Origin of the sequence: Saccharopolyspora sp. NPDC049426, from assembly GCF_040676935.1 — a bacterium.
In the GTDB taxonomy this organism is placed as follows: domain Bacteria; phylum Actinomycetota; class Actinomycetes; order Mycobacteriales; family Pseudonocardiaceae; genus Saccharopolyspora.
The window spans coordinates 517,261-539,780 of record NZ_JBFAPZ010000001.1; the positions used below are offsets into that span (position 1 = coordinate 517,261).

Annotated in this window: 24 protein-coding genes and 4 tRNA genes; 25 read left to right on the forward strand and 3 right to left on the reverse strand. The window is 68.0% G+C overall.

The window, feature by feature from the left end; genetic code table 11:
• Window positions 1–20 precede the first annotated feature (20 nt).
• Both AB0J78_RS02525 and AB0J78_RS02530 read right to left on the reverse strand, forming a co-directional pair.
• Window positions 21–102, reverse strand: a tRNA-Tyr gene (locus tag AB0J78_RS02525).
• 73 nt (window positions 103–175) lie between these two features.
• On the reverse strand, window positions 176–484 hold the full coding sequence (locus AB0J78_RS02530) for a hypothetical protein (RefSeq protein WP_363786160.1): 309 nt from the start codon (window positions 482–484) through the stop codon (window positions 176–178).
• A 73-nt stretch (window positions 485–557) separates the two neighbouring features.
• Between AB0J78_RS02530 and AB0J78_RS02535 the strand changes: the two genes are divergently transcribed.
• From AB0J78_RS02535 to rplA, 13 genes are all read left to right on the forward strand, one after another.
• On the forward strand, window positions 558–812 hold the full coding sequence (locus tag AB0J78_RS02535; RefSeq protein ID WP_363786162.1) for a hypothetical protein: 255 nt from the start codon (window positions 558–560) through the stop codon (window positions 810–812).
• Window positions 813–872: 60 nt separating this feature from the next.
• Window positions 873–1,850 carry an alpha/beta fold hydrolase gene (locus AB0J78_RS02540; protein ID WP_363786164.1) on the forward strand — a complete coding sequence of 326 codons (978 nt, stop codon included), beginning with the start codon at window positions 873–875 and terminating at the stop codon, window positions 1,848–1,850.
• A 312-nt stretch (window positions 1,851–2,162) separates the two neighbouring features.
• A complete protein-coding gene (locus AB0J78_RS02545) occupies window positions 2,163–4,790 on the forward strand; it encodes an EAL domain-containing protein (protein WP_363786166.1) in 2,628 nt (875 codons plus the stop codon).
• A 132-nt stretch (window positions 4,791–4,922) separates the two neighbouring features.
• Window positions 4,923–4,995, forward strand: a tRNA-Thr gene (locus tag AB0J78_RS02550).
• A gap of 102 nt (window positions 4,996–5,097) precedes the next feature.
• Window positions 5,098–5,173: transfer RNA gene (locus AB0J78_RS02555), tRNA-Met, on the forward strand.
• A gap of 64 nt (window positions 5,174–5,237) precedes the next feature.
• A complete protein-coding gene (gene rpmG, locus AB0J78_RS02560) occupies window positions 5,238–5,402 on the forward strand; it encodes a 50S ribosomal protein L33 (RefSeq protein ID WP_132621563.1) in 165 nt (54 codons plus the stop codon).
• A gap of 153 nt (window positions 5,403–5,555) precedes the next feature.
• Window positions 5,556–6,005, forward strand: coding sequence for a MaoC family dehydratase N-terminal domain-containing protein (locus AB0J78_RS02565; protein ID WP_363786168.1), 450 nt, complete (start codon window positions 5,556–5,558; stop codon window positions 6,003–6,005).
• The gene (locus AB0J78_RS02570; protein ID WP_363786170.1) at window positions 6,002–6,421 is read left to right on the forward strand and encodes a MaoC family dehydratase; all 420 of its coding nucleotides are present in this window, start codon (window positions 6,002–6,004) and stop codon (window positions 6,419–6,421) included. The genes AB0J78_RS02565 and AB0J78_RS02570 overlap by 4 nt, the downstream gene beginning before the upstream one ends.
• A 178-nt stretch (window positions 6,422–6,599) precedes the next feature.
• Window positions 6,600–6,672, forward strand: a tRNA-Trp gene (locus AB0J78_RS02575).
• A gap of 30 nt (window positions 6,673–6,702) precedes the next feature.
• Window positions 6,703–7,077, forward strand: a complete 375-nt coding sequence (gene secE / locus AB0J78_RS02580) for a preprotein translocase subunit SecE (protein WP_363786172.1) — start codon at window positions 6,703–6,705, stop codon at window positions 7,075–7,077.
• 79 nt (window positions 7,078–7,156) lie between these two features.
• Complete coding sequence (gene nusG, locus AB0J78_RS02585; RefSeq protein WP_363786174.1) at window positions 7,157–8,029, forward strand: transcription termination/antitermination protein NusG; 873 nt, start codon at window positions 7,157–7,159, stop codon at window positions 8,027–8,029.
• 154 nt (window positions 8,030–8,183) lie between these two features.
• The gene (gene rplK / locus AB0J78_RS02590) at window positions 8,184–8,618 is read left to right on the forward strand and encodes a 50S ribosomal protein L11 (RefSeq protein ID WP_132621571.1); all 435 of its coding nucleotides are present in this window, start codon (window positions 8,184–8,186) and stop codon (window positions 8,616–8,618) included.
• A gap of 95 nt (window positions 8,619–8,713) precedes the next feature.
• Entirely contained in the window at window positions 8,714–9,421 is a 708-nt protein-coding gene (rplA, locus tag AB0J78_RS02595) for a 50S ribosomal protein L1 (RefSeq protein WP_363786177.1), read from the forward strand.
• Between the two features lie 207 nt (window positions 9,422–9,628).
• Here rplA and AB0J78_RS02600 read toward each other — a convergent pair whose 3' ends face one another.
• Complete coding sequence (locus AB0J78_RS02600) at window positions 9,629–10,387, reverse strand: hypothetical protein (protein WP_363786179.1); 759 nt, start codon at window positions 10,385–10,387, stop codon at window positions 9,629–9,631.
• Between the two features lie 294 nt (window positions 10,388–10,681).
• Between AB0J78_RS02600 and rplJ the strand changes: the two genes are divergently transcribed.
• From rplJ to AB0J78_RS02660, 12 genes are all read left to right on the forward strand, one after another.
• The gene (gene rplJ, locus AB0J78_RS02605) at window positions 10,682–11,197 is read left to right on the forward strand and encodes a 50S ribosomal protein L10 (protein ID WP_363786181.1); all 516 of its coding nucleotides are present in this window, start codon (window positions 10,682–10,684) and stop codon (window positions 11,195–11,197) included.
• A gap of 133 nt (window positions 11,198–11,330) precedes the next feature.
• Complete coding sequence (rplL, locus tag AB0J78_RS02610; RefSeq protein WP_132673914.1) at window positions 11,331–11,717, forward strand: 50S ribosomal protein L7/L12; 387 nt, start codon at window positions 11,331–11,333, stop codon at window positions 11,715–11,717.
• Window positions 11,718–12,206: 489 nt separating this feature from the next.
• Entirely contained in the window at window positions 12,207–13,454 is a 1,248-nt protein-coding gene (locus AB0J78_RS02615) for an ABC transporter ATP-binding protein (RefSeq protein ID WP_363786183.1), read from the forward strand.
• Complete coding sequence (locus AB0J78_RS02620; RefSeq protein WP_363786185.1) at window positions 13,451–14,239, forward strand: ABC transporter permease; 789 nt, start codon at window positions 13,451–13,453, stop codon at window positions 14,237–14,239. The genes AB0J78_RS02615 and AB0J78_RS02620 overlap by 4 nt, the downstream gene beginning before the upstream one ends.
• A 22-nt stretch (window positions 14,240–14,261) precedes the next feature.
• Complete coding sequence (locus tag AB0J78_RS02625; protein ID WP_132673917.1) at window positions 14,262–15,101, forward strand: ABC transporter permease; 840 nt, start codon at window positions 14,262–14,264, stop codon at window positions 15,099–15,101.
• Entirely contained in the window at window positions 15,098–16,441 is a 1,344-nt protein-coding gene (locus AB0J78_RS02630) for an MCE family protein (RefSeq protein ID WP_363786188.1), read from the forward strand. The genes AB0J78_RS02625 and AB0J78_RS02630 overlap by 4 nt, the downstream gene beginning before the upstream one ends.
• The gene (locus AB0J78_RS02635) at window positions 16,438–17,499 is read left to right on the forward strand and encodes an MlaD family protein (RefSeq protein ID WP_363786190.1); all 1,062 of its coding nucleotides are present in this window, start codon (window positions 16,438–16,440) and stop codon (window positions 17,497–17,499) included. Before AB0J78_RS02630 ends, AB0J78_RS02635 begins: the two co-directional genes overlap by 4 nt.
• Window positions 17,496–18,476 (forward strand): MCE family protein, encoded by a 981-nt coding sequence (locus AB0J78_RS02640; protein ID WP_363786192.1) that lies wholly within the window; start codon window positions 17,496–17,498, stop codon window positions 18,474–18,476. Before AB0J78_RS02635 ends, AB0J78_RS02640 begins: the two co-directional genes overlap by 4 nt.
• A complete protein-coding gene (locus tag AB0J78_RS02645) occupies window positions 18,473–19,666 on the forward strand; it encodes an MCE family protein (RefSeq protein WP_363786194.1) in 1,194 nt (397 codons plus the stop codon). The genes AB0J78_RS02640 and AB0J78_RS02645 overlap by 4 nt, the downstream gene beginning before the upstream one ends.
• Window positions 19,666–20,859: an MCE family protein gene (locus AB0J78_RS02650; RefSeq protein ID WP_363786196.1), complete on the forward strand. Its 1,194-nt coding sequence runs from the start codon at window positions 19,666–19,668 to the stop codon at window positions 20,857–20,859. Before AB0J78_RS02645 ends, AB0J78_RS02650 begins: the two co-directional genes overlap by 1 nt.
• Window positions 20,859–21,962, forward strand: coding sequence for an MlaD family protein (locus tag AB0J78_RS02655; RefSeq protein ID WP_363786198.1), 1,104 nt, complete (start codon window positions 20,859–20,861; stop codon window positions 21,960–21,962). The genes AB0J78_RS02650 and AB0J78_RS02655 overlap by 1 nt, the downstream gene beginning before the upstream one ends.
• A gap of 12 nt (window positions 21,963–21,974) precedes the next feature.
• A complete protein-coding gene (locus AB0J78_RS02660) occupies window positions 21,975–22,493 on the forward strand; it encodes a nuclear transport factor 2 family protein (protein ID WP_363786200.1) in 519 nt (172 codons plus the stop codon).
• The last annotated feature ends 27 nt before the right edge of the window (window positions 22,494–22,520 follow it).

The following is a 22,520-nucleotide window of genomic DNA, read 5'->3' on the forward strand; positions in this document are numbered from 1 at the left end:
CGGGGTCTTTTTCCTGCTTGTGCCGGGTGGAGGATTCGAACCTCCGAAGGCAATGCCGGCTGATTTACAGTCAGCTCCCTTTGGCCGCTCGGGCAACCCGGCGTGCTCGCCAGCGTGCTGGCTTGCGAGAAAAGCATACAGACCAGTCGTCGCCGTTCCTCAGCGGGGGTGCGGATCAGGCTTCTTCTGGGCGGAAGACCAGGTCGTCGGCTTTGGCCTCGCCCGCGCGCAGGATCTCGCGGGCCTCGTCGTCGAGAGTGCCGGGGAAGTCCCGGCCTGCTGCCTTGATCAGGACCATGAGGCGTTTCGCCAGGCCGCGGGCTTGGGTGAGGCGGATCTGGTCGGCCGTCAGCAGCTGGCGGGACTCGTCGAGCATCTTGCGGTAGCGGTGGTTGAGGTCCGCGCGGGAGTCGAGGAGTTCCAGCGCTCGCGTGAGATCCGCGAGTTCCGACGTTTCGACCTGGACGAAGTACGGATCGAGCACGCGCACGACCCTACTGGTGGCGGATCGACGTCGGTGGTCCTGCTCAGCGGCTTCGTCGGGTTAGCGTGGAGGCATGGCCATCGACCGCGCGGCACGCGCGAAGCGGCGCGAGGAGTTGCGGGCCGCTGCGCCCGCACCCGTCCCGGAGCGCTCCAGCGCGGGGAGCGCGGCCATGGAGGTCGAGGGGCTGTTCAACGTCGGGGTCAAGCACCAGCTGGACCAGCTCGCCTGGGTCGAGGTGGCGAAGGAGGACGAGCGGGAGTCCGGTGCCGGCCCCCTCGACCTGGAATCCAGAGTCGTGCGGCTCAAGCCCTCGGATTCGGCCTAGACCGGTCGCGCCCGCTCAGGGCTGATGCGCGCGGTCGGCCCGACTCCGTATGTTCGAAGTGTGCCCTCGAGCGCTCCTTCCACCCCTGGGTCTGCCACCGACGTCGGCCCCGGCTACCGCGACCACCTGCACTGGCAGCGTTATCAGGCGTTCTTCCCCGGCGCGCTGCGCCTGAGCGCCGACAACGCACCCGACGAGCAGTGGTGGCAGTGGCGCGGGCTGAAGGTGCACGTGGACCGCGTCGAGCGCGCCGGCGCTCCCGCCAAGGTCATCGCGCTGCACGGCGTCGGCACCTACGGGCGGATGCTCGCCCCCTACGGCAGGCTGCCCGCGTTGGCCGACCTCGACTACATCGCGCCTGACCTGCCCGGATTCGGCCTCACCGGGACACCGCTGCTCGGCGCGACCTACTCGGACTGGCTGAACTGCGCGCGCGACCTGGTGGAGCGCGAGAAGGCGCGCGATTCGCGTCCCGTCGTGCTGCTGGGCGTGAGCACCGGGGGCCGGCTCGCCTACGACGTCGCGGCGAGCACCGAGGTCGACGGCGTCATCGCGACCTGCCTGGCCGACCCGTGCCGCGACGAGGTTCGGCGGGTGCTGGCCGCGCGACCCGAGATGGCGCGCTGGGCCGGTCTGCTCTCGCTCGTGCGCGAACCGCTGTCGGCGGTGCGGCTGCCCGTGCACTGGTTGGTCAACATCGCCGCGGTGTCCAACCAGACCCAGTACGCCAACCTCGCCTGGGCCGACGAGCTCGCCGGTGGCGGCTTGATCTCGCTTCGCTTCGCCCGCAGCTGCCTGACCACCGGACCGGTGCTGCCGCCCGAGCGGTTCACCGGGACGCCGCTGCTGCTCGCGCACCCCGACGAGGACCGCTGGACACCGCCGCTGCTGTCGGAGGAGTTCTTCGACCGCATCGCCGGGCCGACCCGCACGACCGCGCTGCGCGGGTCCGGTCACCTGCCCGTCGAGGAGTCCGGGCTGGCCGACCTGGACCGTGCTGTGCGTGACTTCCTGGACGAGTTCGATCTCCAAGGATGACGTTTTGTGGTTAGACCGAATACGTACCGTTACCTCCGTCTGATGTTGTTGCGGTGATCCTCACAAAGTTGTGAGTCAGCTGTGAGAAGCTCAAAAGCTTCTTGCGCTTCACCGCGACCGGCGAAGTTTCCGCAGGTCAGAGTGGCCTTGATGGAAAGCGGTTCCGCGCCACCCCCCGGTTGAACCCATCTGATGCGTGCATCCGGAGTGCGTCGCGAGGGCCATTCGACCCTGGCCATCCGTGCTCTCGTGCGTCACGATCGGCGGACGGACTTATGTGGTACGGCCGTATCGCCAGCGGGAGGAGCGTGGATGATCGAGCGTCACCGCTCCCTCGGTCCGCATTCCGGTCTGGAACCATCCAGGCCACCGGTCAGAGCCGAAGTCGATCCGGTGCGCCGCCGGATGTTCGCGAGCTTCTCGTTCGTGGTGCTCGCCGCGGGCGTGGGAGTCTCCCTGCTCACCGCTGGCGGCCTCGAGTCGCGCTACACCCCTGAACTGCTGTTCATCGGTCCGCTGCTGGCCGTCGGCTTCCTGCTCGCCGAGCAGCTGACCATCGACGTCGACGTCAAGCGCGTCGGCTGGACGATCTCCTTCACCGAGATCCCGCTGCTGCTCGGCCTGCTCACCGCGCCGTTCGAAGTGGTGCTCGCGGCGAACCTGCTGGCCGGGCTCGGCGCCCAGGTGGGCAGGCGCGCGGCCACCCACGTCGTCTACAACGGCGGCGTGCTGTGCCTGGAGATCGCGGTGCCGTTCGCGGTCGCCAACCTGGTCAACCAGGCCCTCATCGGCGTCGCCCCCGACTGGTTCGGGCCCGTCGTCGGCACGCTGACCTCGCCGCTGATCAGCTGCGGGTTCGCGCTGGCCGCGCTGACCGTGCTGGGCGGTGCCATGAAGGTCGCCGCGGGCGCGCGGCTGGCCGGGCGCACGCTGGCCGTCGGCCTGCTCAACACCTCCGTCGGCCTGATCGGGTACGAGGTCGCCATCGGCACGCCGTGGGGCTGGCTGCTGGTCGGGCTCGTCGCCGTCGCCGTGATCGGCCTGTACCGGGCCTACTCCGACCTGCTGCGCGAGCAGCGCGACCTGGAGGCGCTCAGCGACGTCAGCCTCAGCGTGGCCCGCTCCGGGCAGGGCGCGCAGACCTCGCCCGACCCCGTCGGCGAGCAGGCCGTGCCGGTCGGCGAGTGGGAACCCGTCGCCGAGCGGATCCGCGAACAGCTCAACGCCACCCGGGTCGTGCTGCGGCTGCGGCTGGACCCGCGCGGCGAGGTCACCACGCTGGTCGCCGGGGAAACCATGCCCGAGGCCGCGGTCCAGGCGGCACCGGACGCGCTGCGCGATGACCCGCTGCTGCAACTGCCCGGCAGCCACGTGCGGTCCTTCCGGACGCTCGAAGCGCCGGAGGAGGTTCGCCGCGCGCTGCGGCAGCGCGGCGCCTACGAGGCGCTCGTGGTCCCGCTCCGGGGCGCCAGCCAGCTGCTCGGCGCCGTCGAGGTCCACGACCGGGTCAGCCGCTGGCGCGGATTCGGCCGCGCGGACGTGCGACTGCTGCACACCCTGGCCAGCCACCTGGCCACCGCCATGGACAACCGCAGGCTGCTGGCCAGGCTGCGGCACGACGCCTACCACGATCCGCTGACCGGGCTGCTCAACCGCACCGGCTTCCGCGAGATCTCCGGGAACGAGCTCCGCGCCGGCCGCGCCGCCGTCGTGCTGCGGGTCGACCTGGACCTGCTCACCACGGTCAGCGAAGCACTCGGCTACACCTGGGGCGACCGGATGGTGGTCGCCGCCGGGCAGCGGATGCGGGAAGCCCTCGGTGATGCTCCGCTGGCCCGCCTGGAGGCCAACTCGTTCGCCGTCCTGCTGCTGGACCACACCGAGGAGCAGGCGCACCAGGTGGCGCTGCGGCTGTGCGACGTGATCGCCATGTCCTACCCGCTGGACCGGATAGTCGTCGAGGCCGCCGGGGTCGCGGGCTACGCCTCCTCGGCACCCGCCGACGGTGAGGCCGAGACCGACGTCGACACGCTGCTCCAGCACGCCGATGTGGCGGTGCGGGCCGCGCGCAACGGCGAGGACGGCGTGCGCTGCTACGCCCCGGCCATGGGTCAGGTGTTCCTGCGCCGCTTCCAGCTGGTCACCCAGTTCAGGCAGGCGCTGGACACCGGTCAGGTCGAGGTGCACTACCAGCCGAAGGTGGCGCTGCCGGAACGTCAGGTCGTCGGCGCCGAGGCCCTGGTGCGCTGGTCGCACCCGGAGTACGGGCGGCTGGATCCCGACGAGTTCGTGCCGCTGGTGGAGGCCACCGGGCTGGTCGACGCGCTCACCGCCTTCGTCATGGAGTGCGCGCTGGTCAAGATCCGGCAGTGGCTGGACCGCGGGCTGCGGATGTCGGTGGCGGTGAACCTGTCGGTGCGCAACCTCGCCGACGAGACCTTCCCCGAGCGGGTCGCCGAGGCGCTCGAACGCCACGACATCCCGCCCGAGCTGCTCACCCTGGAGCTGACCGAGTCCAGCGTGATGGCGGACAAGGAGCGGTCGCTGCCGGTCCTGCGGCGGCTGCACGCGATGGGCGTGGTGCTCGCGGTGGACGACTTCGGCACCGGCTACTCGTCGCTGGCCTACCTGCGGCAGCTGCCGGTGGACGAGGTCAAGATCGACAAGAGCTTCGTGCTGGGCATGGGAACCGATCTCAGCGACCTGGCGGTGGTGCGCACGATCGTCGAGCTCGGCCACTCACTGGACCTCGCCGTGGTCGCCGAGGGCGTCGAGGACGACGCCGCGCGGGACCAGCTGGTGGGCATGGGCTGCGACGTGGCCCAGGGCTACCTGATCTCCCGCCCGCTGTCCGAGGAGCGCTTCGAGGCGTGGCTGCAGGCCCGCACGAAGCGCGATCGGGGCAGCCGCGAGGAGACCGTGCTCACACTCCTGCACTGATGTCCGAATTCGCCCGATCCGGTGGGGCGCCCTGTGAAAAGGCGGCTATGACCTGCGTTTTCGCAAAAGGGTACCCCCCTGTTCCGGGGGGTCCCGCAGGTGTGTAAAGTTCTAATCGCTCCGCAAGGGCACGCCCCAATAGCTCAGTCGGCAGAGCGTCGCCATGGTAAGGCGAAGGTCTACGGTTCGATTCCGTATTGGGGCTCGAAAGGCAGCCGCGGTGCTCGGTAAACTGGGTGCTGTGGCTGTTTTGCGTGGGATATCCTGCGTCGCTTGAGGCAACCGGTGCACACCGCGGCCTCGGCATGGCGGTGTAGCTCAGTCGGTAGAGCAAGCGGCTCATAATCGCTGTGTCGCCGGTTCAAGTCCGGCCACCGCTACCAGTCACGGGTTCGCAAGGATCTCTCCAGCGAACCGACCCGTTACGACCGAGAGAAAGGCACCCCCGTGGCCGCCACCGACGTTCGACCCAAGATCACGCTGGCGTGCGAGGAGTGCAAGAACCGCAACTACATCACCAACAAGAACCGGCGCAACAACCCGGACCGCTTGGAGATGAAGAAGTTCTGCATGAACTGCGGCACGCACAAGCTCCACAAGGAGACCCGCTGATCCCAGCGGTTCCTTCGGAACGCCTTCGAGAGCCCGTCCCCGGTTGATCCGGGGTCGGGCTCTTCTCGTTCTCCGGGGTCTCGGCGGCTCGGGCGGTCGCTGGAAGGTCGCAGCGGCTCCGCCGATCCGGATCAGACCTAGTAGCCTTCCCGCGTGCCGCTCGACCAGTCATTCATCGGACGTGAATACCCGCCCACCGAGCCCTACGAGGTGGGCCGGGAGAAGATCCGCGAGTTCGCCCGCGCGATCAAGGACGACTCCCCGCTGCACCACGACGTCGAGGCTGCCAAGTCCGCCGGCTACCCGGACGTGATCGCGCCGCCGACCTTCGCGGTGATCCTCTCGATGGCCGCGCAGGACCAGATCGTCGAGGACGATCAGCTCGGCGTGGACTACAGCCGCGTGGTGCACGGCCAGCAGGACTTCGTCCACCACCGGCCGATCCGCGCCGGTGACCGGCTGCTGACGGTCGCGCACGTCGACGACATCAAGACCCGCGCGGGCAACGACTTCCTGACCATCCGCGTGGAGATCACCACCACCGACGGGGAGCAGGTCTGCACCGCCACGTCGATGTTGGTCGTGAGGGGGCCTGAGGCGTGAAGCTTTCGGAGATCAACGTCGGGGACGAGCTGCCGCCGCTGAGCGTGCCGCTGGAGCGGTCCGATCTGGTCCGCTACGCGGGCGCCTCGGGCGACTTCAACCCGATCCACTGGAACGAGCGGTTCGCCAAGGAGGTCGGCCTCCCGGACGTGATCGCCCACGGGATGCTGACCATGGCGCTGGCCGGACGGCTGGTGAGCAGCTGGACCGGTGATCCGGGCGCGATCGTGCGCTACGGCGTGCGGTTCACCCGCCCGGTGGTCGTCCCGGACGACGGCAGCGGCGCTGTGGTGGAGCTCGGCGGCAAGGTCGCGAAGATCAACGACGACGGCACGATCAAGGTCAACATCACCGCGAAGGCCGCCGATCAGGGCGTGCTGGGCGGCGCTTCGGCCACGGTCCGCATCCCTGCGTGACGCACTGCGCTCACCAGCGGTGAAGTCGTCTTCTCGCCAACACGGGGGGTGCCGTTGGAGAAGCGTTCTCCACGTGCCGTACACTTTCGAACCTGGGATGCCTGAGCACCTTGAAACCCACAGTTTCAAGGCTGGTGAAGGGCGTCCCGACTTTGCGGTCGGGCTTCACAGGCCGCAGAGGGGTGTAGCTCAATTGGCAGAGCAGCGGTCTCCAAAACCGCAGGTTGCAGGTTCAAGTCCTGTCACCCCTGCGTCGATGCGACGGTGAGCGGAGGATGGTCGTGAGCGAGGACCGCGAGCAGGGCCAGGACGGAGCGCGCGAGGGCGCCCGTCCGTCCAGCGCCGCGGCGCGGCGCGAGCGTCGTGCCTCCGCCCGTTCCCAGTCGGGCTCCGGTCCGGCGCGCACAACTGAGTCGAAGGGTCGGCCCACTCCCTCGCGGGATGGCCGGCAGGGTCGGGTTTCGCTGTTCCGGAAGATCGGGCGCTTCCTGCGCGAGGTCGTCGCCGAGCTGCGCAAGGTCATCTGGCCGACACGCAAGCTGCTGATGACCTACACGCTTGTGGTGCTGGTGTTCGTCAGCATCATGGTGGCGTTCGTCGCGGGTGTGGACGTGCTCTTCGCGAAGGGCGTGGGCTGGCTGTTCGGCACTGGCTGAACCTCCGGGCCCGCCTAAGTGGTGCCGGCGGCGAAACAACGACCCGGCACGCAACGCACGAGAGGAAGCGAGACCGACTGTGACCTCGCACGAGGAGACCTCCCAGGAAGCCACCGGCCTCACCGACGAGCAGGTGCAGCCCGAGGCTGCCGAAGCCGGGGCCGTGTCCGTCGAGGCTGAGGCAGCCGACGCAGTCGATTCCTCGGAAACCGACTCCGCCGAAGAGGCCGAGGACGCCGCGGCCGGCGACACCGAGGCCGCTGACGCTGAGGAGACCGCGTCCGACGACGCGGAAGCCGACGAGGCCGACGCCGAAGAGGCGGAAGCAGAAGACGTCGACCCGGTCGAGGAGCTGCGCGCAGCGCTGCGCCGCGCGCCCGGTGACTGGTACGTGATCCACTCCTACGCGGGTTACGAGAACAAGGTCAAGACCAACCTCGAGACCCGTGCTCAGACGCTCGACGTCGAGGACTACATCTTCCAGGTCGAGGTGCCGACCGAAGAGGTCACCGAGATCAAGAACGGCCAGCGTAAGATGGTGCAGCGCAAGGTGCTGCCCGGCTACATCCTGGTCCGGATGGATCTCAACGACCAGTCGTGGAGCGCCGTGCGCAACACGCCGGGTGTGACCGGATTCGTCGGTGCGACCTCCAAGCCTTCGCCGCTGACCATTGACGACGTGCTGAAGTTCCTCGCGCCGCAGGTCGAGGAGAAGAAGCCGGAAGCGGGCAAGAAGGCCGGCGCGGGTCAGACCGCGGCCGCGACCAAGACCGCGGTCGAGGTCGACTTCGAGGTCGGCGAGTCCGTCACCGTGATGGACGGCCCGTTCGCGACGCTGCCGGCCACCATCAACGAGGTCAACGCCGACGCCCAGAAGCTCAAGGTGCTGGTGTCGATCTTCGGCCGCGAGACCCCGGTCGAGCTCTCGTTCGACCAGGTCTCCAAGCTCTGACCGCTCTCCCGTCTGCGGGAGCGCGGCGGGCTGCGCGCGGATCTGGCAGGACCCGCGCAGCAGGGGCGATTCCACCGTCTCGTGGTCTCGCCAGATTCGGTGCCGCCTTCCGGCGGGATCGAGCAACCGGATAGCGAAGACACAGGAAGCAAACATGCCGCCCAAGAAGAAGAAGCTGGCAGGGATCATCAAGCTGCAGATCCAGGCCGGCCAAGCCAACCCGGCTCCGCCGGTCGGCCCGGCGCTGGGTCAGCACGGCGTCAACATCATGGAGTTCTGCAAGGCGTACAACGCGGCCACCGAGGCTCAGCGTGGCAACGTCGTGCCGGTTGAGATCTCCGTGTACGAAGACCGGTCCTTCGACTTCAAGCTGAAGACCCCGCCGGCCGCGAAGCTGCTGCTCAAGGCCGCTGGTGTGCAGAAGGGCTCCGGCGAGCCGCACAAGTCCAAGGTCGGCAAGGTCTCCATGGAGCAGGTCAAGGAGATCGCGCAGACCAAGATGGAAGACCTCAACGCCAACGACATCGACCAGGCCGCGAAGATCATCGCCGGTACTGCTCGTTCGATGGGCCTGACGGTCGAAGCCTGAGCCGCTGCCGGTTCCGCCGGCGCGCACGGGTAGTGGGAGGGCGCATGCGCAGCCCGACCAACCACAACTGATCCAACCTGACTCTTAGGACAGAAATGGCACAGCGCAGCAAGGCATACCAGCAGGCGGCCGAGCTGATCGACCGGGAGCGTCTCTACACCCCGTCGGAAGCCGCCGAGCTGGCGAAGAAGACCACCAAGGTCAAGTACGACGCCACCGTCGAGGTCGCTCTGCGGCTGGGCGTCGACCCCCGCAAGGCAGACCAGATGGTCCGCGGCACCGTGAACCTGCCGCACGGCACTGGTAAGACTGCTCGCGTCATCGTGTTCGCCACCGGCGACAAGGCCGCTGAGGCCGAGGCCGCCGGCGCGGACGCGGTTGGTTCCGAGGACCTGATCGAGCGCATTCAGGGCGGCTGGCTCGATTTCGACGCGGCGATCGCCACCCCGGACCAGATGGCCAAGGTCGGCAAGATCGCTCGGGTTCTCGGCCCGCGTGGCCTGATGCCGAACCCGAAGACCGGCACCGTCACCCCGAACGTCACCAAGGCGGTCGCGGACATCAAGGGCGGTAAGATCAACTTCCGCGTCGACAAGCAGGCCAACCTGCACTTCATCATCGGCAAGGCGTCCTTCGACACCGAGAAGCTGGTGGAGAACTACGCGGCCGCGCTGGACGAGATCCTGCGCGCCAAGCCGTCGGCGTCGAAGGGCCGGTACCTGAAGAAGGTCACCTTCACGACCACGATGGGCCCGGGCATCCCGGTGGACCCGGCCGCCACGCGCGTGTCGGCTTCCGCCTGACCCGATATCCCTTCGAAAGAGGGCGAGCGCTCCACGAGCGCTCGCCCTCTTTCGCATTCCACGACGATTCTCGTCATACCTGGATGATCGATATCCCATTTGTCCGGACGGTTCTGAGCAAAACCGATGCGCTTCCCGGAATGGTGACGGGCAGTGCCGAGGCGGTCACTCCGGAACGACGATTCGAGCCGTTCCGGAATTGTTCGGTCAGGGGCAGGCGGAACTGGTCAGGGCGTAAGCGGAGATGGTCCAACCGCCCTGCGGTGTGCGGGTGAGTTTGAAAGTCCCGAGACCCGGTCCGCCGCTGACTTGGAGCCGGCAACCCGGCACCTGCGCTTCCGGTCCCGCTTCCACGATGGCGTCGTGGGCGAACTTCGGATTCGCGTAGGCGTTGAAGTCGGTGATCTGGCCGTGCACCGCGCGCGCCGCGCCCGCGCAGTCGGGGGCGCCGTAGGCGGCGGCGAAATCGGCCTTGCCCTGGTCGTCGAACAGCGCGCACGCCTGCTCCGGCGGTTCGGCCCGCAGGTAGTTGAAGACGCTGCGAATGGCCTGCTGCGGGTTCTGGGCGGTCATCGGCACCGAGTCGACCGGTGCGCCCCCACCGGAGCCGTTGCCGCCGGACGAGCCGTCGCTGCCGAAGTAGTGGTCGTAGGCCAGGTTCAGCAGGAGCAGCGCGACGAGGACGTAGATGATCCGCCGCACCCACTTGCGGCGGAGCAGACCGAGGGCCTTCTTCCACCCGGGCTTCTCGGGAGCCGGGGTGGTCGTGCCGCCGCCCTGGGACGCCTGCCACTCCTTGAACCGCTTGAACTCCAGGAACTCCTGGTACTCCGGGTCGTCGCCCACCTTCGGAGCGTCGCCGCGCGGAGCCGGTTCCGGGGGCCGGTCGTGCTCGGCGACCTCCACGACTTCGGCGTCGACGATCTCGGGCAGGTTGTCGGAGCGCGGTTCCCGCTGATCAGCCACGCACACATGATGCCGGGCGACGGGGGGCCGGTGGAAGCGCCCGTCCCGAGTCGAGTACTCTTGTCGAGGTTCCACCCAAGACCGCTGGTCTTCCTCCCGGCTCGGCAACGAGCGGGAAGGAACGAAGGTCCCGTGAGATGCGGGCGGCCCGCGCAGGAGGGACGAGGCTGGTCACGCGTGTCTTGTCGCGCGCGCACCGATTTTCACGCCCCGTGCTGCCCTGCGCCGGGGCGTTTTGTCGTCTCAGGACCGACTGGATGGGTCAGCCACAGTCGGAAACAGAGAGGAGGCGACATGGCGAAGTCCGACAAGGTCGATGCGGTCAGCGAGATCTCGGAGAAGTTCAACAACTCCACCGCTGCCGTTGTGACCGAGTACCGCGGGCTCTCGATGGCTCAGCTGTCTGAGCTGCGCCGCGCGCTCGGTTCGAACGTGAGCTACCGTGTCGCGAAGAACACGCTGGTCAAGCGTGCCGCCGAGCAGTCGGGCGTCGAGGGTCTCGACGACCTGTTCGTCGGCCCGACCGCGATCGCCTTCGTCGAGGGCGAGCCGGTCGACGCAGCCAAGGCGATCAAGGAATTCGCCAAGGGCAACCAGAACCTGGTGATCAAGGGCGGGTACATGGACGGCCGTGCGCTGTCCGTGTCCGAGGTCGACAGCATCGCCGACCTCGACTCGCGCGAAGTCACGCTGAGCAAGCTGGCCGGTGCCATGAAGGGCAAGATGAACGAGGCCGCAGCGCTGTTCGTCGCGCCTGCTTCGCAGGTCGCTCGCATGGCCGCCGCCCTTCAGGAGAAGAAGGGCGAATAAGACTCTCCGCAGTCCGCAGTGGACGGTGCGTGAGAGCGCGCCGCCGATGCGGGTCCGCGGACCGTCTTTCGCGCGACAACCCCCCACCGGGATGCCGACGGCATCCGGGCTTTGAGCAGAAAGGAACGCCGACATGGCGAAGCTGAGCAACGACGAGCTGCTGGACGTCTTCAAGGAGATGACCCTCCTGGAGCTGTCGGAGTTCGTGAAGCAGTTCGAGGAGACCTTCGACGTCACCGCCGCCGCCCCGGCCGCGGTCGCCGTTGCCCCGGCCGCCGGTGGCGAGGCCGCCGCCGCTGAGGAGCAGGACGAGTTCGACGTCGTCCTCGAGGGCGCCGGCGACAAGAAGATCCAGGTCATTAAGGTCGTCCGCGAGATCGTCTCCGGCCTGGGCCTGAAGGAGGCCAAGGAGCTCGTCGAGGGCACCCCGAAGGCGATCCTGGAGAAGGTCGACAAGGAGAAGGCCGAAGAGGCCAAGGGCAAGCTGGAAGAAGCCGGCGCCTCCGTCTCCGTCAAGTGACCTTTCTTTCCTGATCCGGTGCTCCCTCTGCCTGGCGGTGCCGGTAGCGGAACCTGACACGCCGTCTGGCTCCGGGCGCCACTCCTCGTGTATGCCAATACACGTCGTCGCGGCGTCCTCACCAGACGACGTGTCAGAACCCGCGGCGGTGCGGGCTGCTCAGGTGGCCCCCCGCGCTCGCGGCTCCGCCGCTTGCACTGGGTTTGTAACTGGTTCTGGGTCTCTGACTCACGGTAAGAGAACGGGCACTCGCTGTTGCGGGTGCCCGTTCTCTTTTCCTTTGCGCGGAAACAAGGGCCTTTTTTCGGACGAATCCGAGATGGCTCCTTGATTTGTAGTGAACTCATGAGTAACCCTGCTGCGTCGAGCTCGTTGCATAGGTGTGACGCCAACTACCTTCGTAAGGCGCGTCACATGTGCAAGGGTGCTTCTTCGGGGATGGATTGCCTCCTCCCCGAAATCGGTGTAATCGAGGACGCGGAGGTTCCGATGGGCGTCGAGGTGGTTGTCGACGGGCTCTCGAAGTCCTTCGGCCCGCAGACCATCTGGCGGGACGTCTCGCTGAATCTGCCCCAGGGCGAGATCAGCGTGCTGCTCGGGCCTTCCGGCACCGGTAAGTCGGTGTTCCTGAAGTCGCTGGTGGGTCTGCTCAAGCCGGATGAGGGCAAGGTCGTCATCAACGGGACGGACATCTGCACTTGCTCGGAAAAGGATCTCTACGAGGTCCGGAAGCTTTTCGGCGTGCTGTTCCAGGACGGCGCGCTGTTCGGTTCGATGAACCTCTACGACAACATCGCGTTCCCGCTTCGCGAGCACACGCGCAAGAGCGAGTCCGAGATCCGCAACGTCGTGCTCGAGAAGATGGAGATGGTCGGTCTCATCGGCGCGGAGGACAAACTCCCCGGTGAGATCTCGGGCGGCATGAAGAAGCGCGCGGGTCTGGCCCGCGCCCTCGTGCTCGACCCGGAGATCCTCCTGTTCGACGAGCCCGACTCCGGTCTGGACCCCGTCCGGACCGCGGTGCAGAACCAGCTGATCGTCGATCTCAACGCGCAGATCGACGCGACGTTCCTGATCGTCACCCACGACATCAACACCGCGCGGACCGTGCCGGACAACATCGGCATGCTCTACCGCCGCAACCTGGTGATGTTCGGCCCGCGCGAGGTCCTGCTGACCTCCGACGAGCCCGTGGTGGTGCAGTTCCTCAACGGCCGCCCCGACGGGCCGATCGGCATGAGCGAGGAGAAGGACACCGCGCTGGTCGAGGCGGAGCTGGCCAAGCACGGCCGGCCCCAGGTCCCGGCGATGATGCCGCAGCTGGAGGTCAGCCCCGGACTGCCGGACCGCACCGCGGTGCACCGCCGCAAGGACCGCGTGCTGCGTCAGCTGCGCTCGCTGAACCCGACCGCGCAGGAGGAGATCCTCAAGAGCCTGACGCCGGACGAGCTCGCCCTGTACGGGTTCAAGTCGCCCGCCACCGGTTCCTGGCCGCAGCAGCAGGCGGCCCCGCAGGCTCCCGCTCAGCAGGCGCCGCCGCAGCAGTTCCCGCCGCAGCAGCCCGCGCAGCCCGCCCCCGCTCAGCCCGCTCCCGCGCAGCCCCAGCAGCAGAGGCGGCCGTCGCCGCACCCGCGCCAGCCCGAGGAAGAGCCGGCCTGGCCCGGTGGGTTGCAGGCGGAGGAGGAGACGGCGGGTTCTCGTCGCCGTTGGTTCGGCCGCAAGCGAGGTGAGCAGTGAGCGCGTCCCGGGCCCAGTTCCCCGGTGCCGGTGGGCTGCGCCAGACGGGCCGCCTGTTCGCGCTGGGGATGGACATCGTGCGGGCAATGCCCACGCGACCGTTCCAGATCCGCGAGTTCATCCAGCAGTGCTGGTTCATCGCCAGCGTCACGATCCTGCCGACGGCGCTGGTCTCGATTCCCTTCGGCGCGGTCATCGCGCTCCAGCTGGGGTCGCTGACCAGGCAGATCGGTGCGCAGTCGTTCACCGGTGCCGCCAGCGTGCTGGCGATCATCCAGCAGGCCAGCCCGATCGTGACGGCGCTGCTGATCGCCGGTGCCGGTGGTTCGGCGATCTGCGCCGACCTGGGGTCGCGCAAGATCCGCGACGAGATCGACGCGATGGAGGTGCTGGGCGTCTCGCCGATCCAGCGCCTCGTGGTGCCCCGGGTGCTGGCCGCGATGCTGGTCGCCGTGCTGCTCAACGGCATGGTCAGCGTCGTCGGCGTGGTCGGCGGCTACACCTTCAACGTGATCATGCAGGACGGCACGCCAGGCGCGTACATGGCCAGCTTCAACGCGCTGGCGCAGCTGCCGGACCTGTGGATCAGCGAGCTCAAGGCCCTGATCTTCGGCTTCTTGGCAGGCGTGGTGGCAGCCTTCCGGGGTTTGAACCCGCCACCAGGCCCGAAGGGCGTCGGGGACGCCGTGAACCAGTCGGTGGTGATCACCTTCCTGCTGCTGTTCGCGGTGAACTTCATCCTCACGACGCTGTACATGCAGCTGGTCCCGCCGAAGGGAATGTGATGGCCGCCAGGGGAATGGGAACATGGTGACGATCTCGCAGCGCGCCAAGCGCGCGGCCCGACGGCCGGTGGAGATGCTGGACGACCTGGGTGACCAGATGTCGTTCTACATCCGATCGCTGGCATGGATTCCGCGGGCGATCCCGCGCTACGCCAAGGAAACGCTGCGCCTGCTGGCCGAGGTCAGCTTCGGCAGCGGCGCCCTCGCGGTCATCGGCGGCACGGTCGGCGTGATGATCGGCCTGACGCTGTTCACGGGAACGGTCGTCGGCCTGCAGGGCTTCGCGGCCCTCGACCAGCTGGGCACCTCCGCCTTCGCCGGCTTCATCTCGGCCTACTTCAACACGCGTGAGATCGCGCCGCTGGTGGCCGGTCTGGCCCTGTCGGCGACGGTCGGTTCCGGGTTCACCGCCCAGCTCGGCGCCATGCGGATCTCCGACGAGATCGACGCGCTCGAGGTCATGGGCGTGCCGAGCCTGCCCTACCTGGTGACCACCCGCGTGATGGCCGGATTCGTCGCGGTCATCCCGCTGTACGTGCTGGGCCTGCTGACGTCCTACGTCGCGGCCCGCGGTGTCACCGTCTACCTCTACGGCCAGTCGGCGGGCACCTACGACCACTACTTCAACCTGTTCCTGCCTCCCGAGGACGTGCTGTGGTCCTTCGGGAAGGTCCTGATCTTCAGCGTGGTGGTGATCATGACGCACTGCTACTACGGGTACCGCGCCAGCGGCGGCCCCGCCGGGGTCGGCGTCGCGGTGGGACGCGCGGTGCGGACCGCGATCGTGACCACCGCCCTGCTGGACTTCTTCCTCAGCCTCGCGATCTGGGGCACCACGACGACCGTTCGGATCACCGGATGAGCGCGGACGGAGCGGTCACCAAGGTCAAGCGCAGGCTGATGGGTCTGGCGCTGCTGATGAGCATGGTCATGTTCGTCGTGCTGTGCCTGGCGTTCTACAACAAGTCGTTCACGGCGTCCTCGGACGTCATCCTCAAGGCGGCCTCGACGGGCAACCAGCTGTTGCCGGACTCCGACGTCAAGGTGCGCGGCATGATCGTGGGCCGGGTCGTCGAGGTGAAGTCCGACGGCAAGGGCGCCGAACTACACCTGGCGCTGCAGCCGGACATGGCCGAGAAGATCCCGGCCAACGTTTCCGCGCAGCTGCTGCCGCGCACCCTGTTCGGCGAGCGCTACGTGGCGCTGGACATGCCGGACAAGCCCTCGTCGAAGACGCTGGCCTCCGGCGGCGTGATCGAGCAGGACCGCACCAGCGCGGGCCTGGAGCTGGAAACCGTGCTGGCGGACACCATGCCGGTGCTGCAGGCGGTGAATCCCGACGACCTGTCGGCCACGCTCAACGCGCTGGACCAGGCGCTGTCGGGCCGCGGTGAGCAGGTCGGCGAAACGCTGACCCAGCTCAACACCTACCTGGACGGGCTCAACCCGTCGGTGCCGGACCTGCGGGACAACCTGCGGGAGCTGGTCGGCGTCGCGCAGACCTACGAGCAGGCCGCGCCGGACATCATCTCCGCGCTGGACAACTTCTCCACCACGGCGCGGACCCTGGTGGACCAGAAGCAGAACCTGCAGAAGATGACCGGGCAGCTCACCACCACCTCCGGTGACCTGACGACGTTCCTCGACGCCAACGGCCAGAACATCATCCAGCTCGCCGACGCCCAGCGTCCGACGCTCGACGTGCTGGCCAAGTACTCGCCCTCCTACCCGTGCTTCCTCGGCGAGATGGCGGAGTACGTCCCGCGCATCCGCAAGGCGTTCGGCGAGGGCACCAACGAGCCCGGTCTGCACGTGACGCTGGAAGTCGCGCCGCACCGCGGCAAGTACCGCCCGAACCAGGACGAGCCGGAGTTCGCCGACAAGCGCGGACCGCGTTGCTACAACTTCATGGAGCACCTGGACCCGATGCCGGAGTACCCGCCGGACGGGCCGTTCAAGGACGGCTCGGTTCCCCCGCCCGCGTCGCGTCCGGCCAACGGCGGCCTGAACCCGCCGGCGGCCAGCGTTCCGCAGTCGGCACCGGCGGGCACCGCCGCCCAGTGGGTCAACTCGCCGGCTGAGCGCGACATGGTCGCCACCGTGCTGGCTCCTGCTCTGGGCCGTCCCTCCTCAGAGGTTCCCGACTGGGGCAGCCTGCTGGTCGGCCCGGTCCTGCGAGGTGCGGAGGTGAGCTACCGATGAACGGGATCAGCATTCGCGGACCACTGGTCAAGTTCCTGGTCTTCGTCGTGATCACCTCGCTGGCCACCGGCCTGCTGATCATGACGATCGCCAACCAGGACCTGCGCTCGTCGAGCTCCTACACCGCGCGGTTCACCGACGTCACCGCCCTCAACGAGGGCGACGAGGTGCGCATCTCGGGTGTGAAGGTCGGTGAGATCGAGAGCATCGAGCTCGTCGACAACAAGGTCGCCGAGGTCAGGTTCAACGTCGCCGACCGGCGGCTGCCGTCCTCGGTGACCGCGACCATCAAGTACCGGAACCTGGTGGGGCAGCGCTACATCGCGCTGGAGCAGGGCGCCACGCCCACCACCGGCTCCGGCGGCGCCTCCGGCCGCACCGTCCAGGGTGGATACCTGCCGGTGGGCGGCACGATCCCGCTGGAGCGCACCAAGCCGGCGCTGGACCTGACCGTGCTGCTCGGCGGCTTCAAGCCGCTGTTCCAGGCGCTGTCGCCGGAGGACGTCAACAAGCTGTCGTACCAGATCATCCAGGTCCTGCAGGGCGAGGGCGGCACGGTGGAAAGCCTGCTGTCGCACACGGCTTCGCTGACGACCACCATCGCCTCGCGCGACCAGGTGATCGGCGAGGTCATCAACAACCTCAACGGCGTGCTGGACACCGTGAACACGCGTGACCAGCGGCTCTCCGAACTGGTCGGCCAGCTGCGGCAGGTGGTGTCCGGACTCGCCGAGGACCGCGACTCCATCGGCAGCGCGATCACCGCGATGGACGGGCTGACCAACACCACCGCCGGGCTCCTGCAGGACGCCAGGCCCGGGTTGCAGCAGGACATCGCCGGCCTCGGTCAGGTGTCGAAAAACCTCAACGACCACGAGCAGCTGGTGGACCAGGTGCTGCGCAACATGCCGAACAAGCTGGAGAGCTTGAGCCGGACCGCCTCGCACGGGTCGTGGTTCAACTTCTTCCTGTGCAAGACCTCCGGCAACGTCGGCGTCGGCAACGTCAACCTGCCGCTGCCGCTGATGCCGGTGACCCAGCCGAGGTGCCAGCCATGACTTCCTACTCCCAGCGCGACCCGCTCAAGATCGGCGTCGCCGGCATCCTGGTGCTGGTGCTCGCGTTCCTGCTGGTGGCCAACTACGAGCGGCTGCCGCTGGTCAGCGGCACCACCTACACCGCGCAGTTCACCGAGGCCGCGGGACTGCGCGAGGACAACGAGGTCCGGATCGCCGGTGTCAAGGTCGGCACCGTCTCCGACGTCGAGCTCGAAGGCGACCACGTGCTGGTCAGCTTCCGGGTCTCCGACGCCGAGCTCGGTGACCACACCACCGCGGCGATCAAGGTCAAGACCCTGCTCGGCCAGAAGTACCTGGCGCTGGACCCGCAGGGCTCCAAGGAGCTCGACAACGACCAGCCGATCCCGCTGAACCGGACCATGTCGCCCTACGACGTCATCGAGGCGTTCAGCGACCTGTCCAAGAACGTCGACCAGATCGACACTGGGCAGCTGGCGAAGAGCTTCGAAACGCTGTCGAGCACGTTCAAGGACACCCCGGGCGAGGTCAGCGGGGCCCTCAACGGGCTTTCGCAGCTCTCCAGGACCATCTCCTCGCGCGACGAGCAGATCGAGCACCTGCTGAACAACACCACGCAGGTCTCCCAGCAGCTCGCCGACCGCAACGAGGACTTCGAGAAGCTGCTCTCCGACGGCAACCTGCTGCTGCAGGAGCTGCGGGCCCGCCGCGACTCGATCTCGTCGCTGCTGACCGGGACCCAGGAGCTGTCGCAGCAGCTGACCGGGCTGGTCGACGACAACCAGGCGCAGCTCGGGCCGACGCTGCAACAGCTGGACAAGGTGACCAAGATGCTGCAGCGCAACCAGCAGAACCTGGACCGGAGCCTGAACACCTTCGCCCCGTTCACCAGGCTGTTCTCCAACGTCCTCGGCAACGGTCGTTGGTTCGACACCTACATCTGCGGTCTGCTGCCGCCCGCCGTGGGACCGATCAACCAGGAGGGTTGCAAGCAATGACGAACGCACCCTCGAAGAGCTCGAACCTGGCCAAGGTCCTCACCATCGGGATCGTCGTCGTGCTGCTCGGCGCGGTCGGCGGCTGGTGGCTGTTCTACGGCGCGGCGGAACGCAAGGTCACGGCCTACTTCGACGCCGCGGTCGGCCTGTACCCGGGCGGTGACGTGCGCGTCCTCGGCGTCCCGATCGGCACCATCGACGAGGTGACGCCGCAGGGCAAGCAGGTCAAGGTCACGCTGAGCGTGGACCGCGACACCGCGATCCCCGCCAACGCGAGCCTGGTCGCGGTCTCTCCCAGCATCGTCTCCGACCGGTACGTGCAATTCGCCCCGGTCTACAAGGGAGGCCCGAAGCTGGGCGACGACGCGGTGATCCCCGCCGAGCGCACCGCGACGCCCGTCGAGCTGGACAACATCTACCGCAGCCTCAACGACCTGACCAAGGCGCTGGGGCCCCAGGGGGCCAACAAGGACGGCGCGCTGACCGACCTGCTCAACACCGGTGCCGCCAACCTGGAGGGCAACGGCAAGGCGCTGTCGGAAACGCTGCGCAACCTCGGTGAGGCGGGAACGACGCTGTCGGGCAACAGCGAAGAGCTGTTCAAGACGGTCGACAACCTGCAGCGCTTCACCGGGATGCTGGCCGAGAACGACGGCCAGATGCGCCGGTTCAACACGCAGATGCAAGAGGTCAGCAGCAATCTCGCCGGAGAGCGCAACGACATGAGCGCGGCCCTGGCCGAGCTGTCCGTGGCACTGGGCAAGGTGGAGTCCTTCGTGCGGGACAACCGCTCCCAGGTGCAGTCCAACGTCAGCCAGCTCCACGACGTGGCCGCCGTGCTGGTCAAGCAGAAGGCGGCGCTCAACGAGTCGCTGACCACCGCGCCGCTGGCGATGAGCAACCTGAACAACTCCTACAACGGCGCTTCCGGAACGCTGGACCAGCGCGCGATGTTCAACGAGCTCAACCAGCCCCCGCTGGTGGCCGTGTGCAAGCTGCTCGACCAGTCCACGCCGCAGCAGGTTCCGCTCGAGGTCAGCAGCGCCTGCGACGCCCTGCGCCCGGTGCTGGCAGGCACCGAGAAGCTGCCGACGCTGGCCGAGTCGCTCAACGCGGTGCAGAACGGCAAGCTGCCGCCGTTGCCGCTGCCGCTGACCAACGGACTTCAGCCCGCTGGAGGTGGCCGGTGATGCGGTCCGGTTTGACTCGTCTGGTGCGATCCGTCCTCACCCGCTCCTCGGCCGTCAAGGTCGGCGCGGTCGCGACGGTCGGCCTGCTGGCGCTGTCGGGTTGTTCCTCCCGAGGCGTCTACGACATGCCGCTGCCGGGCGGCGCCGACGTCGGCAGCCGCCCCTACGACGTGAAGGTCCGCTTCGCCGACGTGCTGGACCTGGTGCCCAACGCGGGCGTCCGGGTCAACGACGTCGCGGTCGGCCGGGTCTCCAACATCGCCCTCGCTCCGGGTACGTGGGAGGCCGAGGTGACCGTCACCGTCAACGGCGACGTGAAGCTGCCGGCCAACTCCACCGCCCGGCTGCGCCAGTCCAGCCTGCTCGGTGAGAAGTACGTCGAGCTGGCCGCTCCGCAGGAGGCCGCCGCCGGGCGGCTGACCGACGGCGCGACCATCGGGCTCAACCGCTCCAACCGCAACCCCGAGGTGGAAGAGGTCCTCGGCGCGCTGTCGCTGCTGCTCAACGGCGGTGGTGTCGCGCAGCTGCAGGACATCACCAAGGAGCTCAACAAGGCGATGAGCGGCCGCGAGTCCGACATCCGCGGCCTGCTGAACAACCTGGACGAGCTGGTCTCCGGGCTCGACGCGCAGCGCAACGACATCGTGCGGGCGCTGGACAGCATCAACCGGCTCTCGGCCAAGCTCAACGAGCAGCGCGGCAGCATCGACACCGCGCTGCGCGACCTCGGACCCGGTCTCCAGGTGCTCAACGAGCAGCGCGGACAGCTGGTGACCATGCTGCAGTCGCTGGACAGGCTGTCGGGCGTGGCCACCAACGTCGTCGACAAGTCGCACGAGGACCTGGTGCACGACCTCAACCAGCTCGCGCCGACGCTGCACCAGCTCGCCGCCGCCGGTGACACCCTGCCGAAGTCGCTGGAAACCCTGGTCACCTTCCCGTTCCCGGACAACGCGGTGGACGGCATCGGGGGCAGCGACTACAACAACCTGTACCTCAAGGTCGACCTGAACCTGAGCTCGATCGTGGAGAACCTCGGGCGCTCCCGCCAGCCGCTGCTGCCGGTGCCCGACGGACTCCCGCTGCCGCTGAACGGACAGACGCAGCAGCCCCAGCAACCCGCACCGCCCCAGCCGAAACCGGAGGAATCCGGTGGCGGCGTGCTGGGCTGGCTGTTCGGAGGTGACAACTGATGCTCACCCGTCGAGCCCGATTCCAGATCATCGGCTTCGTGCTGATCGCGCTGATCGGTTGCAGCTACGCAGGGTTCAAGTACGCCGGCCTGGACCGGCTGTTCGGCAACCGCGGTTACGAGGTGGCGCTGAACCTGGCCAGCACCGGCGGTGTCTTCCAGAACGCGGAGGTCACCTACCGGGGCGTGCCGATCGGCCGGGTCGGCGAGCTCAAGCTCACCGACGACGGCGTCCAGGTCCCGCTGGACATCGAGGAGAGCGCGCCGGCGATCCCCTCCGACGTCGAGGCCGTGGTCACCAACCGGTCCGCGGTCGGTGAGCAGTACGTGGACCTGCGTCCCAAGCAGGACAAGGGCCCGTACCTCGAGGAGGGTTCGGTCATCGCCGAATCCCGCACCACCACGCCGCTCCCGGTCCAGGACCTGATGATGAACCTGGACTCGTTCGCCAACTCCGTGCCGCAGGACTCGCTGCGCACCGTCGTCAGCGAGCTGGGAACCGCCTTCCGCGACAACGGCGGTCACCTGCAGACGATCCTGGACACCTCGCGGGAGTTCACCACGCAGGCGCAGAACCACCTGCCGCAGACGGTGCAGCTGCTGGAGGACGGCAAGACCGTGCTGGCGACGCAGAACGACCAGGGCTCGGCGATCAAGTCCTTCAGCAAGGACCTGAACCTGTTGTCGCAGTCGCTGGAGCGCTCCGACGGCGACCTGCGCGGTGTCATCCAGAAGGCGCCGCCCGCAGCGGTGCAGCTGTCCGGCCTGATCAAGGACAACCCCCGGCTCGGGCCGCTGCTGGCGAACCTGACCACGACCGCGAACCTGCTGTCGTCGCACACCGACGGCATGGAGCAGCTGTTCATCAGCTACCCGGCTCAGGTCGCGGTCTCCAACACCGTCGTCCCCGGGGATGGCACGGCTCACTTCGGACTGGTTCTCAACCTGTTCGACCCGATGCCGTGTACCAAGGGGTACGAGGGAACACCCGAACGGGCCGGTACCGACATGTCGTCGGCGCCGCTCAACAAGGACGCGCACTGCGCGGAGCCTCCGGGCAGTCCGACCTCAGTGCGCGGCGCGCAGAACGCACCCGGGCAGTAAGAGAGGCAACACGTGACCGTTCAAGCCGACACCGCTCGCCGGCGGCCCAAGCTGTCGCTGGTGCTGTTCGTGGTGAGCCTGGTGTGCGCCCTGGTCCTCGGGGTGCTGTGGGTGCTCGCCAGCAACAACTCCTCGGTGGCCTACGCCGGGACGCGTGATGAGGCGCTGCAGCAGGGTCAAGAAGCGATCGTCAACTTCAACACCCTGGACCACAAGGACATCGACCGCGGTCTGCAGCGGTGGGAGGACAACTCCACCGGTGCGCTGCGGGACGAGGTCCGGAAGGGCCGCAAGGACTACGCGACCCGGATCCAGCAGGCCAAGAGCAGCACCACCGCTCGCGTGCTGGACGCGGGCATCGTCGAGCTCGACGAGAACGCGGGCAAGGCCCGGATGATCGCGGTCGTGCAGATCACGGTCACGGTGGAGGGCCAGCCCCCGGCCAACAAGCAGGATCGCTACCAGGCAGAACTCACGCGTGAGGGCGACGTCTGGAAGATCAGCGGACTGGGCACCGTCCCGGTCGGCTGAACGGCGAGACCCGAAAGCGATTCGAGG